This window comes from Streptomyces sp. Ac-502 (assembly GCF_045222935.1).
Lineage (GTDB): Bacteria > Actinomycetota > Actinomycetes > Streptomycetales > Streptomycetaceae > Streptomyces > Streptomyces monomycini.
The window spans coordinates 7,442,905-7,456,225 of sequence record NZ_JBHFFO010000001.1; the positions used below are offsets into that span (position 1 = coordinate 7,442,905).

The following is a 13,321-nucleotide window of genomic DNA, read 5'->3' on the forward strand; positions in this document are numbered from 1 at the left end:
GGCGCCCTTCCGGTCAGAGGTGATGCGGGTGGTCGGCGGCGATCTCCTGCCAGCGCCGGTTTTCCACCGCGTCCACGTGGCGGACCTGCACCGTGAAGGAGCAGCCCTCCCTGCGGCAGCGGTGCACGGTGGTCGAGAGCGCATCGGCGATGCGCAGCACCAGCGTGAACGCGGTCACGAACAGGGCGCCTCCGCAGGCCACGAGCATCGTCAGAGGCACGTTGTAGGAGGCCAGCCGCCAGCCGATCGCCACGGCGTAGAACGTGCCGACGACAACCGCGACGGGCAGAGCCAGGCGTCGGCGCTTCATGAGCCCTCCAGGTCGTGCAGATCGTTGCGGTCGAGACTGAAGAAGGTCACGTTGCAGCGGGCCAGCTCCGGCCTGTCGTGAGTGACCTTGGCGTAGATGCGGCTGAAGGCTTCCTCCCGCGTGCATCCGGGCCGCGGGGTGAACGTGCCGGTCTGCGTGGCCATGGCATAGCCAGGACTTTCGACCGTCAGAATGAAGAAGTGGGTTCCGGTTCCCTCCGTGCAGCTCAAGAGGGCGCCTCCTTCCCCGTCAGCGGGCCGGACTGTCCGGCCGCCGACGGCCCCGGCATGGAGTCCGGGACCGCGGGCGGCCGTCAGGCAGCGGCCACGGTGGGGTAGGGCAGGTAGCCAGAGAGCCGAACGGGCACGCCATCGAACGCGGTGTAGGCGCGCAAGGAGTGGAAGGTGTTCAGCTCGTGGTGCTCGATGCCGGCGGGGTCGATGTCCAGCACGGCGCGCCAGGCTTCGAAGTCCGCGGCGCAGGTGTGCAGGTCGATGTGGATGCCCACTTCGATGCCGCCGGGCCCACACACCGTGCTCACGGCGAAGTGGTCGGCGGGCAGGGCGGGGAAGGCGTCGGCCAGCGCCGCCAGCGCACGGATGGCGCGGGCTGACGCGGCCACGGTCAGACCAGGATGGTCTGTCACGTTGGTACTCCCATCACTTAGGAAGAGTGCAGGTCAGGCGGCGTGCCGGTCGTCCGGGTAGGCGCAGGGCACGCACATGCCGAGGGAGCGGGGGATGCAGTAGCCGGCGTCCTGCCGGCACTGCGGGCAGGTGCGGCGCGCGCGCATCGCGGCGGCCAGCGCCGCATGGCGGCCCGGCGTCATGGGCCGGACCGGCTTGGCACGCTTGATCTCGTAGAGGTAGGCGATCGAGACGCCGGAGCCGTAGCGGCACTGGCGCATCACCTGCGCCGCTACCGGCTGCCCGCCGGGCCGTAGCCCGCGAGCACGCAGTTGGCGGCGGGCAGCCAGCCCGGACGGGGCGTAGCGCCAGGGGTAGGTCGGTACGCCCCATCGGGTGCCGGCCGGGTCCCAGCACTTGCCGAACGCCGCGGACATCACGCGGCGCCGGCGACGGTCGGCTGCGGCGCGGCTTTCAGCTCGCGGTAGCGGGCGGAGACCCAGCCCACCGACCAGCCGGTACGGTCAGCCGCTTCGCGGACGGTCAGCCCGTCGGCCAGGCTCTGCCGGACGGCTTTGAGCGCTGCGTCCTCGGAGAGCTTGTCTGTGTTCACGGGCTTCAGCTCGGTGTTCACGGCGCCGTTCACGACCGGCGTGGCCGCGGCCGGCGCCGCCGCGTGAACAGCGGCGGCCGGATGTTCACGGGCCGACTCTGCCGTCCGGTCCGCGGTGTTCACGGGCGCCGGAGCAGCCGTGTTCACGGCCTCCGCCGCGGTGTTCATGGTGATCTTTGCGGCCTGCGCATCGGCCGCGTGCGAGCGCTCCCGTAGGAGGCGTTCCCGCTCAAGGCGTTCACGCTGTTCACGCTCGACGTGAGCCTGTTCACGGGCCTGGAGGGCCGCCTGTTCGCGGCGCTGTTCCTCCCGTTCCCGCTGCTCACGGGCCAGGCGTTCCGTGCGTTCCTCCTCGCGGATGCGGGCCGCTTCCTGGCGGTCGGCTTCGGCCTGGCGCTCCTGGCTGGCCAGACGTTCACGCTCTTGCCGCGCGGCATGTTCACGGGCGTCGCGCTGTTCGGCGGCCTCGTGTTCACGGCGTTCACGCTCCAGCCGCTCCGCCTGTTCACGCTCCTCACGTGCCAAGCGTTCACGGCGCTCGCGTTCACGCTCCCGCTCCTCGCGGGCCAAGCGTTCACGCTCCTGGCACGCGGTCTGTTCACGCTCCTGGCGCTCGCGCTGTTCACGCTCGATGCGCGCCATCGCCGCGGCGATGGCGCGCCGGTAGGCCAACGCGGCTTCGGCATTCACGATCAGCAGCAGCGGCGCCGGGATGTGCACGCCGACGCCGACCAGATCGCCGCGCAGGGCGGCATCGCCGACGTTGAGCACAAGGGTCAACAGCCCGGTCAGCCACCGCAGCAGGAACGGCCACACGGACCGACGCGGGGTGGAGCCGTCCCGGGCGGCCTGCGCGTGCAGGCGGGCCAGGGCGGCATCCAGGCGTACGACGATGACCACCGCCGAATCCACCACCAGCGGCAGGATCGGCGCGGTCCACACCCAGCCGGGCGCGGTGTGGCTGGCCATCAGCGGGGTGACCGTCAAGACGCTGTAGACGATCGCGCCGATGGTGATGGTCCACGACCCGATCGTCAGCGTCCGGTCCGCCGCCTCAACATCGGCCGTGCTGGTCATCTTCGAGGGCCTCATGCCGCCCCCACCACATGCTCCGACGCCTGCACCATGGTCACGGCTTCCACCCGCCATGGGACCTCGGCGGCTGGCCGGTCCGATGCGGGGCACCAGCCGGCGGGCGCTGCGCCGCCGGCCTCTGCGTGCTGTTCGGCCGACTCCTGGGTGGCGTGCAGGCTGTGCGGCTCGCCGTACCGGCGCAGCAGGTACAGCCACGGCGGCGCCGTGCGGACGGCGTCAAGCTGCTGCTCCAGCTCGCCGATGCGGCGCTGCTGTCGGGCCATGACCAGCAGCGCGGTGGAGAACAACTGTCGTAGCTGCGCAGCTTGCCCGCGCACTTCCTCGGCCTGCACGATCGCCGTGTGCGCGACGCCGATAAGGGCCTTGCGCTCTTCGATCAGCTCTCGGCTGGCGGCCAGCCGGGCCGCCCACTGCGCGGCCGCTTCCTCTTGGGCCTGCGCGACCAGGTCAGAGGCGTCATCGACTTCGGCGTGCAGCGCGGCCAGGCGGCCCGCCGTCACAATACGGATCACGATGCGGTCCCTTCCAGGGCGGTGCCGCGCCGGCCGTCCCGGCGCCCGTTGACCGTGCGGTGAGCCGGGGCCGGACCGGCGGCGGCGAGCCAGCCGCCGCCGCTGCGCTTGGCCTCGTACATGGCCTCATCCGCCAGCCGCAGCGCCAGCGGCAGGGCCACGGCGGGCAGGTCAGCGGTGAGGCAAGCGCCGATCGAGGCGCCCACCGTCAGGTCATCACGGCCGCGGTGGCGGAACGGGGCGGTGATGGAGCCGTGCAGGCCGCGCAGCAGCCACGGCAGCGCAACGGTCTCCGGCAGCGGCACCACGGCGGCGAACTCGTCTCCGCCCAACCGGCCCGCCGACGCGCCCGGGTGCGACTCCAGGACCTCCATCAGGCTCGCGCCGGTCGCCCGGATCGCCGCATCGCCCGCATCGTGGCCGAACTGGTCGTTGAGCCGCTTGAGCCCGTCCAGGTCGATCAGCAGGACGGCGCACGGCCCGGCCTTCAAGACGTGCGGGGCGCACTGCTCGAAGCCGGCCCGCGTCAGCAGGCCCGTCAGCGGATCATGACGGGCCTGCTCCAGCTCCGCGGACAGCCGCCGGATCAGCGCCGACTGGTAGCGGCCGGCCTGCACCGCGCTCCTGGCGAAGTTCAGCAGCCAGGACACGTCCGGGTCGTGCTGCGCGCGCTCCCGGAACCTCTCCAGGGCCGAGACCGTCATGACACGCCCCCGATCACGTCGGTGCGGGTGTAGTCGAGGGCGGTGTCCAGGACGTGCCGCTGTTCGGCAAGCTGCCCGGCGCGGTAGGCGCGGGGGTGAAGGCGCCGCCACAGGCGGTGGCGCAGCGTGGCGCGCGGTCGGCGCGTCATCAGGCACCTCCCGCGATAAGCAGAGCGGCCGGGAACAGGCCGAAGACCAGGTGCATGGACTGATCGACCAGCGGCATCCCGCCGCGCCGTACGAAGCCGCCGGCCCCGGTGCGGCACATCCAGGCCCGCACCGGCCACCTGCGGTCGATCAACGAGTGCGTGAGGTGAATCCAGACCACGGCGGCCGTCACGCTCCACACGGGGAGGGACAGGTGGACCACGGTGGCCAGGAGGCCCAGCGTCAGCAGTTCGGCGACGCTGTGCGTGGCGGCGTGCAGCTGGTTCGCGCCCCACCCGGTGTGCCGGACCGGCTTGCCGTCGGCGCCCTGTTCCGTCCAGCCGGCCTTGCGGGCCGACATGCGGTCGCTTTGGGTCAGGTAGTCGGCGGCGTGGTGCGCGGTGAACAGCGCGATGTAGGCCGCGGCGAATTCGGCGGCGGCCATCACGCCACCTCCGGCACGGGCTCGCCCGGCCGGTTGGCCAGGGCCAGGCGGGCGGCGATCAGCTTGCGGCGGGCGCGCCGGATGCGGCGGATGGTCACCTCCGGTACCGGGGTGTCCAGCGCCGCGATCCGCGCGTCCAGCAGCTCAACCTCCGCCACCAGCACCGGCATCTCGGTTTCGATCGCGGCCAGGTCGGCGGCGCTCGGCTCCTGGGCGACCAGGTCCGCAGCCATGGCGTGGTCAGGGGTGGGAATCTTCATGACAGGCGTTCCTCTCGAAGGAAACGGCAGCGCCCCGGCCAGGCCCTGAGAAAGCGGGCCGGGGCGGACATCGGTTGTGTGCAGGCCGTTCTTCAGCACGAGCAACCGCGGCACCACTCCGCCCGGCGTCGCCCGAAGGCGGCCGGGCAGAGAGGACCGCGAGCACTGGTGCTCGACCGCGCGGAGATGTGTGGTGCGCGGTGGTGACGCGATGGGCATCGCTGAAAGCGCTGGTCAGGCGCGGACAGCGCCTAGATGGTTCGTCGGTGGCTCATCAGGGCTCCTCTGTTCGAAGGAACCTCGGGTGATCGGTGACCGTCGGACACCGCCGGCTGGAAGGCCGGGGCGTAACGGCCCGCGCCCACTCCCGGAGAGGTCAGTGGGCGGCGCTCCTTTTCTCACCCCGGGGAGGAAGTGGCCCCGGGCCGCCCAAGTGCAGGGGACGGCTCCTGTTGCCCGGATCGCTCCGAGCGGCCTCCCGGGCCGTGCCAGGGCCGGAGGCGGCCTCCCGCGCCCGCAACTGCTGGGCCGGAGGCGGTCCCCATCGACCACCCGTGTGCAGGTGACTGGGGACAGCACGCTGTTGAGTTCTCAAGGAAGACCCGCTTCCTTTGGGCCCGTCTCACGGGGCCCTCCGGGCGGAGTTCGTGCAGGTCGAGCAGCGCCCTTCTGCCTCTTCGTAGCTGAGGCGTTCAGGCCGATGCGATACATGTAATACCTGTCTCGCATCTCCGTCAAGGGCCCGGCCGGAGCTAGGCCTTGATGGGTGGTCGTCGCCCTCGTTCGGCGACATGTCTCAGCTTGGTCGCGAAGCCGGGGACGTTGGACTCCGTGCATGTACGACCTGCCCCCGACTCGCTAGGGTCGAAGTCGTCCCAGGGCGTCCCAGACGGGAGAAGTCGTATGGCGAACGAGCGGATCCGCGGGGCGATTGTGGCGAGTGGACTCAAGTTGGAGCAGGTGGCCGAGCGCTTGGGGGTCTCGCCGAAAACTGTTGAGCGTTGGATCTCCGAACCAAGACGTAAGCCGTACAGGCGTTTCCAGTACGCCCTGGCTTCGATGGTTCAGTGCGAAGTCTCATATCTCTGGCCGGATGAACGCACTTCCGAAGAAGTTACCGAGTCGAGTAGTTCAGAGCTGGTAAGGCTTTATCCTCACCGATCTGTCGTCCCGCAAGACGCATGGGTAAAGCTGTATTCCAACGCGCAAACGCATTTTGATCTGTTGGTTTACTCAGGATTCTGGCTCACGGAGGATTCCCGATTTCATCGGCTCGTGCGCGAGAAGTCAGCGGCCGGCGTGCCGATTCGATTCATGCTCGGAGCCCCAGCTAGCCAGGCCGTATCCATTCGCGGTGAAGATGAAGGGATCGGGGCGGCGATGGCGGGAAAGATTCGCAATGCGCTGGTGAATTATGCCCCGTTATTCAGGCTTCCAGGTGTGGAGTTTAGGCTTCACGACACAACGCTCTACAATTCGATCTATCGCGCTGATGATGAACTGCTAGCGAACGGGCATGTGTACGGAGTAGGTGCCTATATGGCTCCCGTGCTGCACTTGCAGCGTGTCCCCGGCGGGGAACTGTTCGGTACATACGCAGAAAGTCTAGAACGCGTCTGGGAAAGCGCCCGGCGCATAACGTCACCTACTGAATGTGAAGGTGTCTGATGAGTCGCATTGATTATTTCCGCGACCCTGCCGCCCCGAAGGCCAACTCGGTGGTTCCCTCCGTGACCGCCGTGGTCAGAGATGAGCAGGGGAACCTGCTGCTCATCCACAAGACCGATAATGGCCTGTGGGCACTTCCGGGTGGTGGCCATGACGCCGGTGAAAGTATTTCGCAGACGGTTGTGCGAGAAGTCGAAGAAGAGACTGGCATAAAGGTAGTTGTGTTGAGTATCGTGGGGATCTACACCGATCCTCAACACGTCATGAAGTACGATGATGGCGAGGTTCGACAGCAATTCTCTATTTGCTTCCGCGCCCGCCCGGTTGGCGGCGCCCTCCGGACCAGTGAAGAATCCAAAGAGGTCCGTTGGGTTTCGCCAACGGACCTCGAAACTCTGACTATTCACCCGTCGATGCGCCTGCGGATCTCTCATGGACTGGACGCCGCACGCAAGGTGCCTTACATAGGGTGACTCGGCGTTTCTTCGGTGCTCAATCGCTCCTCAACGCGTCGAACGGCGGCATGAATATTGGGGGCGGCGCGTTGAATGAAGCGACCAACGATTGTGTCCGGCCCGTACCGACCGACAATCTCGGCGACTCGCGCTTGAGAAGTGGTCGGGCGTCCGTCCGGAGTGGTCGTCATGTCGCAATAGAGTAGGGCGTCTACGAGGTGAGGGCGCTCCAAGTCGAACTCGCTTGCCAGCTCTTCGCGTAGCCCTCTCTCCTCGGCTTCGAGCAAGGCGCAAGAGTGGTGTGCGACCAAGCGAACAACTCGCTCGCTCATGTCTGTGTGCTCCCGCAGATAGCGGGCGCCATCGAGCGGATGAAATCCCGTGAACGCGATCTCAGGCGAGTAACCGACATCGTGCAGTACGGCTGCGGCTTCCAGTACGGGAGCCTCGCTTCCGAGTATCAGGCGGAGCGAGCGCGCCCGCTCGGCAACTCCGAGAGAGTGCTGCCAGCGCCGGGGCAGAGGTTCGGACAGGAGCGCTTCAGCGAGGCCGTAGGCCCGCTCTGTGAGATCCATGCTGTCCAAGCTACGAGGTCCCCTCTTTGGGAGGGAGGGCGCGCACCCGCCGCCGGCGCCCCGGGCCCATCTCTACGAGGCCCGCTCCCTCCAACTGTGCGATGGCGGTCCGCACGGCGGTGCGGGACATTCCGAACTGCTCGCCCAGCTCCTTCTCCGAAGGGAAGGGGGCGCCTGGCGTGACATCTTCGGCGCGAAGAAGATCCGTCATGCGCTCTACCAGCGGTCGACGATCACGTGTGCCCGCCACATACCAGCCGACACCCTGCACGGACTCAATCACGCCTTCATTCCTCAAGACGCTCAGGGCGCGACCCACGGTAGTTCGGCCTACACCGTACGTGCGCATGAGTTCTGCCTCAGACGGCAAGCTCTCAGTAATCTTGCCCTTTTTGATCTTCTGGCGCAGAGACTCGGTGATTTGCAGGTACGTACCTCGCGGAGAGGTCTGTGGCACGTGACGTTCCCTTCGCCGACGGCATGGCGGTCGCCCCTCCCAGCTTCGCACGCCCGGGAGCGCGGGCGGTGGGAAAATGGCGCCTCTCCCGCCCGCCTGCGCTGGGGGCTGCTGCCTCGCTGACCTGGGCTTCCTGCGATCGATCCGGGCCGTCTGTGGGCCGTGCAAGGACAACCAGCAACCCCCAATGACACCCACCAACCACCACGACGGCACGCTCGTGGGGCAGGTCACAGAGGCGCGTCTGCGACACTGGAAGAACCATGCCTAAGCCCGGAGAACTCACTTTCGTCGCGCCGCGCGGAGCCAAGAAGCCCCCGCGGCACCTTGCCGATCTCACCCCCGCCGAGCGGCGTGAAGCCGTGGCCGCGGTCGGTGAGAAGCCGTTTCGTGCCAAGCAGCTGTCGCAGCACTACTTCGCGCGGTATGCGCACGACCCGGCGGAGTGGACCGACATTCCGGCCGCGGCGCGGGGAAGCTGGCGTCGGAGCTGCTGCCCGAGCTGATGAGTGTGGTGCGGCACATCTCCTGTGACGACGACACCACCCGCAAGACCCTGTGGAAGCTGCACGACGGGACCCTCGTGGAGTCCGTGCTGATGCGCTACCCGGACCGGGTCACGATGTGCATCTCGTCGCAGGCCGGGTGCGGTATGAACTGTCCGTTCTGCGCCACGGGGCAGGCCGGGCTGGACCGGAACCTCTCCACCGCCGAGATCGTTCATCAGATCGTCGACGGTATGCGGGCACTGCGGGACGGTGAGGTGCCGGGTGGGCCGGCCCGGTTGTCCAACATCGTCTTCATGGGCATGGGCGAGCCGCTGGCGAACTACAACCGGGTCGTGGGCGCGATCCGGCGGCTGACCGACCCCGAGCCCGACGGGGTGGGGCTGTCGCAGCGGGGCATCACGGTGTCCACGGTCGGTCTCGTGCCGGCGATGCTGCGCTTCGCGGACGAGGGGCTGAAGTGCCGGCTCGCGGTGTCGCTGCACGCGCCGGACGACGAGCTGCGCGACACGCTCGTGCCGGTCAACACGCGCTGGAACGTGCGTGAGGTGCTGGACGCGGCGTGGGAGTACGCGGAGAAGTCCGGTCGACGGATTTCGATCGAGTACGCGCTGATCCGGGACATCAACGACCAGGCTTGGCGGGGCGACCTGCTGGGCCGGCTGCTCAAGGGCAAGCGGGTTCATGTCAATCTCATTCCGTTGAACCCGACGCCCGGTTCGAAGTGGACCGCCTCCCGTCCCGAGGACGAGAAGGCGTTCGTGGAGGCCATCGCCGCGCACGGCGTGCCGGTGACGGTCCGCGACACGCGCGGGCAGGAGATCGACGGCGCCTGCGGGCAGCTCGCCGCCTCGGAGCGCTGACCGCCCGCTGGTACGGTGTGATCGAACAAATGCACATTCCGACAGGGGAGCGCCACAGCGCTGAGAGTGCGGCAGTGTCACGGACCTAGCGTCACGGACACCGAGGTGCCGCAGACCCTTGAACCTCGCCCGGGTCATTCCGGGTAGGAAGTTCGGTCGTCACTCATGCTGTTGCGCCCCGTCCGGCCTCCTTCGCGGAGCGCCGGGCGGGGCCGCGTCTCTTCCTGGCCAGCCAGGAGGAATTCAGTGAGCACCACCAGAAGGATCACCGTCACGGCGCTGGCCGTCGCGGCCGGCATGACGGCGCTCGCCGCGTGCGGCTCGGGCGGCAGCGGCAGCAAGGACCCGAAGAGCGTCACACTCGTCAGCCATGACTCCTTCAACGTCTCGAAATCCGTGCTGGCGGAGTTCACCGAGCAGACCGGCTACAAGGTCGACGTGCTCAAGGGCGGGGACGCGGGCAAGGCCGTCAACCAGGCGATCCTGTCGAAGGGGAACCCTCAGGGTGATGTCTTCTTCGGTATCGACAACACGCTGCTGTCGCGGGGGCTGAAGGAAGGGATCTTCACTCCGTACCAGGCCAAGGGGCTGGAGAGCGTGTCCGACGAGCTCCAGCTCGACAAGGCGGAGCACCGGGTGACGCCGGTGGACTACGGCGACACCTGCGTCAACTACGACCGGGCCTACTTCGCCGAGCACAAGATCGCGCCGCCGAAGACCTTCGACGACCTGCTCAAGCCCGAGTACAAGGGGCTGCTGGTCACCGAGAACTCCGCCACGTCCTCGCCGGGGCTCGCCTTCCAGCTCGGCACCATCGCCGAGTACGGCGAATCCGGCTGGCAGGAGTACTGGAAGAAGCTCAAGGCCAACGGCGTCGAGGTCGTGGACGGCTGGGAGCAGGCGTACAACGAGCGGTTCTCGGGGTCGGCGGCCGGCCAGGGCAAGGGGGACAAGCCCCTGGTGGTGTCGTACGCGTCGAGCCCGCCGGTGGAGGTGCTGGGCAAGAAGCCGGAGCCCAAGGAGGCCCCCACCGGTGTCGCGACCGGCACCTGCTTCCGGCAGATCGAGTTCGCGGGCCTGCTCAAGGGCGCCAAGAACGAGAAGGGCGGCAAGGCGCTGCTGGACTTCCTGCTGAGCAAGCAGTTCCAGGAGGACGTGCCGCTCCAGATGTTCGTCAACCCGGCGCGTGAGGACGCGAAGGTGCCGGAGCTGTTCACCAAGTACGGCGAGAAGATCGACAAGCCGCAGACGGTGGCTCCGGAGACGATCACCAAGAACCGCGAACAGTGGATCAAGCAGTGGTCCTCGCTCGTTCTGAAGTAACCGGCCGTCAGGGGCGGGCGCGCCGCGCGCGGGGAACGGCCACCCGGCTCGCCCTGATGGCGCTGCCGCTCGCCTTCTTCGCGCTGTTCTTCGCCTACCCGGTCGCCGCGATCGTCGGGCGCGGCCTGAAGGACGGCGGACAGTGGCAGCTGGGCCGTGCCGGGGAGGTGCTCACCGACCCGGACGTCCTGCACGTCCTGTGGTTCACCGCCTGGCAGGCAGCGGCCTCGACCGGGCTCACGCTGCTGATCGCGCTCCCCGGCGCGTATGTCTTCGCGCGCTTCGAATTCCCCGGAAAGAAGCTGCTGCGGTCCGTGGTCGCGGTGCCGTTCGTCCTGCCGACGGTGGTCGTCGGGTCGGCGTTCCTGGCGCTGGTCGGGCGCGGCGGGGTGCTGGACGACCTGTGGGGCGTACGGCTGGACACCTCGGTGTGGGCGATCCTGCTGGCGCACGTCTTCTTCAACTACGCCGTGGTCGTACGGACCGTGTCCGGCCTCTGGGGGCAGCTCGACCCGCGGCAGGAAGAAGCGGCCCGGGTGCTCGGGGCGTCCCGCTGGGGCGCCTGGCGGCGGGTGACGCTGCCCGCCCTGGGGCCGGCCGTCGCGGCCGCCGCACTGATGGTCTTCCTCTTCACCTTCACCTCCTTCGGTGTGGTGCAGATCCTCGGCGGGCCGACGTTCTCCACACTGGAAGTGGAGATCTACCGGCAGACCGCCGATTTCCTGGACCTGCCGACCGCTGCCGTTCTCACGTTGCTCCAGTTCGCCGCCGTGCTGGCGCTGCTGGCCCTGCACGCCTGGACCGTACGGCGGCGGGAGGCCGCCCTCACGCTCGTCGACCCGGCGCAGACAGTGCGGCGGCCGCGTGGCGCCGGACAGTGGGCGCTCCTGTGGGGGACGCTCGTCGTGATCGCGCTGCTGCTGGTGGTGCCGCTGGCGGTGCTGATCGAACGGTCCTTCGCCGGGCCGGACGGCTACGGGTTCACGTTCTACCGGGCGTTGCAATCCGCTGCCTCCATGGACAGCACCTTTGCCGTCGCCCCCTTGAACGCCCTGTGGAACTCGCTCGCCTACGGGGCCGCCGCCACGCTGATCGCCCTGGTGGTGGGCGGGCTGGCCGCTGCCGCGCTGACGAAGCGGGGCGGCCGGTTGGTGCGAGGGTTCGATGCGTTGCTGATGCTGCCCCTCGGGGTTTCGGCCGTGACCGTCGGCTTCGGCTTTCTGATCACTCTCGACGAGCCGCCGCTCGATCTGCGGTCCTCGTGGTGGCTGGTGCCACTGGCGCAGGCGCTGGTCGGAGTGCCCTTCGTCGTACGGACCATGCTGCCCGTGCTGCGCGCGGTGGACGAGCGGCTGCGGGAAGCGGCCGCGGTGCTGGGAGCCTCGCCCTGGCGGGTGTGGCGCGAGGTCGACCTGCCGCTGGTGCGACGGGCCCTGCTGGTCGCCGCGGGCTTCGCCTTCGCCGTGTCGCTGGGCGAGTTCGGCGCGACGGTCTTCATCGCGCGGCCGGACAACCCGACGCTGCCGGTGGCCGTCGCACGGCTGCTGGGACGCGCCGGAGAACTCAACTACGGACAGGCGATGGCGCTGTCCACGATCTTGATGGTGGTGTGCGCGGGCGCGCTGCTGGCGCTGGAGCGCATCCGTACCGATCAGGCCGGAGAGTTTTAGATGGCGGAACACGCGGACACGGCGGACGAGGCACTGCTGCGGCTGGACGACGTCACCGTCCGCTTCCGTACCGGGCAGCCGCCGGCGCTGGACGCGGTCGGTCTGAGCGTCGCCGCGCAGGAGATCGTGTGCGTACTGGGGCCCAGCGGCAGCGGCAAGTCCACGCTGCTGCGGGTCGTGGCGGGACTGCAAGCCGCCGACGCGGGGCGCGTCTTCCTGGAAGGACGGGACCAGTCGGGCGTGCCCACACACCGCCGTGGCGTCGGGCTGATGTTCCAGGACCACCAGCTCTTCCCGCAGCGCGACGTCGGCGGGAACGTGGCCTTCGGCCTGCGCATGCGCGGCGCCTCGCGTGCCGAACAGGAGCGTACGGTGGCCGAACTCCTGGACCTGGTCGGCCTGCCGGGGGCCCAGCGGCGCGCTGTGGCGGCGCTGTCCGGTGGCGAACAACAGCGGGTGGCGCTGGCCCGCGCCCTCGCGCCGCGGCCACGGCTGCTGATGCTGGACGAGCCGCTCGGCCAGCTCGACCGCGGCCTGCGGGAGCGCCTGGTCGTCGAGCTGCGGAGAGTCTTCGGCGAGCTGGGGACGACCGTACTGGCCGTGACGCACGACCAGGGTGAGGCCTTCGCGCTGGCCGACCGGGTGGTGGTCATGCAGGAGGGGCGGATCGCGCAGAGCGGTACTCCGCTGGAGGTCTGGCAGCGTCCCGCCACCGAGTTCGTCGCCCGCTTCCTGGGCTTCGACAACGTCGTGGAGGCGACCGTGCGGGGCGGGGCCGCCGACACCCCGTGGGGCAAGGTCCCCGTACCGGACGGCACGCCGGACGGCCCGTGCCGCCTGCTGGTGCGTCCGGCCGGGGTGGGGATCACGGCTGCCGCGGACGGACTGCCGTGCATGGTAGCGGCCCGTACCTTCCGCGGTACCCATGTCGCCCTGCTCCTCCAGCCGGACACCGGACCGCAGGTGGAGGCGGCCTGCGCGCTGCGGGACGCTCCGCAGGACGGCGAGTCGGTGGGCGTCACCTTCGCGGCCGAGGACGTCGTGGTCCTGAACCGCTGAGGGACGCCCACCGTGGGGGCGCGTGCCCGTGCC

The 13,321-nt window shown here is 69.1% G+C and carries 17 protein-coding genes, 1 pseudogene and 1 riboswitch; of the genes and pseudogenes, 6 read left to right on the plus strand and 12 right to left on the minus strand.

Translation table 11 applies throughout. The features are described 5' to 3' along the window. Positions 1–13 precede the first annotated feature (13 nt). The 10 genes from ACEXOX_RS33960 to ACEXOX_RS34005 all read right to left on the minus strand — a co-directional run bounded on the left by ACEXOX_RS33960 (position 14) and on the right by ACEXOX_RS34005 (position 4,712). The gene (locus tag ACEXOX_RS33960; protein WP_406524743.1) at positions 14–310 is read right to left on the minus strand and encodes a hypothetical protein; all 297 of its coding nucleotides are present in this window, start codon (positions 308–310) and stop codon (positions 14–16) included. Further along, entirely contained in the window at positions 307–540 is a 234-nt protein-coding gene (locus ACEXOX_RS33965) for a hypothetical protein (protein ID WP_406524744.1), read from the minus strand. The genes ACEXOX_RS33960 and ACEXOX_RS33965 overlap by 4 nt, the downstream gene beginning before the upstream one ends. A gap of 83 nt (positions 541–623) precedes the next feature. Further along, entirely contained in the window at positions 624–956 is a 333-nt protein-coding gene (locus tag ACEXOX_RS33970) for a hypothetical protein (protein WP_406524745.1), read from the minus strand. Between the two features lie 33 nt (positions 957–989). Further along, positions 990–1,373, minus strand: a complete 384-nt coding sequence (locus ACEXOX_RS33975; RefSeq protein ID WP_406524746.1) for an RRQRL motif-containing zinc-binding protein — start codon at positions 1,371–1,373, stop codon at positions 990–992. Continuing rightward, positions 1,373–2,365, minus strand: a complete 993-nt coding sequence (locus tag ACEXOX_RS33980) for a hypothetical protein (RefSeq protein ID WP_406524747.1) — start codon at positions 2,363–2,365, stop codon at positions 1,373–1,375. The genes ACEXOX_RS33975 and ACEXOX_RS33980 overlap by 1 nt, the downstream gene beginning before the upstream one ends. A 272-nt stretch (positions 2,366–2,637) precedes the next feature. After that, entirely contained in the window at positions 2,638–3,156 is a 519-nt protein-coding gene (locus ACEXOX_RS33985; RefSeq protein WP_406524748.1) for a hypothetical protein, read from the minus strand. Next, a complete protein-coding gene (locus tag ACEXOX_RS33990; RefSeq protein WP_406524749.1) occupies positions 3,153–3,860 on the minus strand; it encodes a GGDEF domain-containing protein in 708 nt (235 codons plus the stop codon). The genes ACEXOX_RS33985 and ACEXOX_RS33990 overlap by 4 nt, the downstream gene beginning before the upstream one ends. Further along, positions 3,857–4,009 carry a hypothetical protein gene (locus tag ACEXOX_RS33995; protein WP_406524750.1) on the minus strand — a complete coding sequence of 51 codons (153 nt, stop codon included), beginning with the start codon at positions 4,007–4,009 and terminating at the stop codon, positions 3,857–3,859. The genes ACEXOX_RS33990 and ACEXOX_RS33995 overlap by 4 nt, the downstream gene beginning before the upstream one ends. Continuing rightward, positions 4,009–4,452 carry a DUF3307 domain-containing protein gene (locus ACEXOX_RS34000; protein ID WP_406524751.1) on the minus strand — a complete coding sequence of 148 codons (444 nt, stop codon included), beginning with the start codon at positions 4,450–4,452 and terminating at the stop codon, positions 4,009–4,011. Before ACEXOX_RS34000 ends, ACEXOX_RS33995 begins: the two co-directional genes overlap by 1 nt. After that, positions 4,452–4,712, minus strand: coding sequence for a DUF6284 family protein (locus ACEXOX_RS34005; RefSeq protein WP_406524752.1), 261 nt, complete (start codon positions 4,710–4,712; stop codon positions 4,452–4,454). Before ACEXOX_RS34005 ends, ACEXOX_RS34000 begins: the two co-directional genes overlap by 1 nt. Before the next feature lie 903 nt (positions 4,713–5,615). On the opposite strand from ACEXOX_RS34005, the gene ACEXOX_RS34010 reads away from it, so the two are divergent. Then, the gene (locus ACEXOX_RS34010) at positions 5,616–6,380 is read left to right on the plus strand and encodes a helix-turn-helix domain-containing protein (RefSeq protein ID WP_406524753.1); all 765 of its coding nucleotides are present in this window, start codon (positions 5,616–5,618) and stop codon (positions 6,378–6,380) included. Then, a complete protein-coding gene (locus ACEXOX_RS34015; RefSeq protein WP_406524754.1) occupies positions 6,380–6,853 on the plus strand; it encodes an NUDIX hydrolase in 474 nt (157 codons plus the stop codon). The genes ACEXOX_RS34010 and ACEXOX_RS34015 overlap by 1 nt, the downstream gene beginning before the upstream one ends. On the opposite strand, the gene ACEXOX_RS34020 is transcribed toward ACEXOX_RS34015, so the two are convergent. Then, positions 6,841–7,410 carry an HD domain-containing protein gene (locus ACEXOX_RS34020; RefSeq protein ID WP_406524755.1) on the minus strand — a complete coding sequence of 190 codons (570 nt, stop codon included), beginning with the start codon at positions 7,408–7,410 and terminating at the stop codon, positions 6,841–6,843. The two genes, ACEXOX_RS34015 and ACEXOX_RS34020, sit on opposite strands and share 13 nt — an antisense overlap. Before the next feature lie 10 nt (positions 7,411–7,420). After that, positions 7,421–8,101, minus strand: coding sequence for a GntR family transcriptional regulator (locus ACEXOX_RS34025; protein ID WP_406524756.1), 681 nt, complete (start codon positions 8,099–8,101; stop codon positions 7,421–7,423). 29 nt (positions 8,102–8,130) lie between these two features. Here ACEXOX_RS34025 and rlmN point away from each other — a divergent pair. From rlmN to ACEXOX_RS34045, 4 genes and pseudogenes are all read left to right on the plus strand, one after another. Further along, positions 8,131–9,236: pseudogene (gene rlmN, locus ACEXOX_RS34030) on the plus strand (23S rRNA (adenine(2503)-C(2))-methyltransferase RlmN). Between the two features lie 33 nt (positions 9,237–9,269). Beyond that, positions 9,270–9,404: riboswitch (TPP riboswitch) on the plus strand. Between the two features lie 78 nt (positions 9,405–9,482). Then, positions 9,483–10,559, plus strand: a complete 1,077-nt coding sequence (locus tag ACEXOX_RS34035; protein WP_406524757.1) for a thiamine ABC transporter substrate binding subunit — start codon at positions 9,483–9,485, stop codon at positions 10,557–10,559. 56 nt (positions 10,560–10,615) lie between these two features. Continuing rightward, entirely contained in the window at positions 10,616–12,229 is a 1,614-nt protein-coding gene (locus ACEXOX_RS34040) for an ABC transporter permease (RefSeq protein WP_406524758.1), read from the plus strand. Continuing rightward, complete coding sequence (locus ACEXOX_RS34045; protein ID WP_406524759.1) at positions 12,230–13,288, plus strand: ABC transporter ATP-binding protein; 1,059 nt, start codon at positions 12,230–12,232, stop codon at positions 13,286–13,288. The last annotated feature ends 33 nt before the right edge of the window (positions 13,289–13,321 follow it).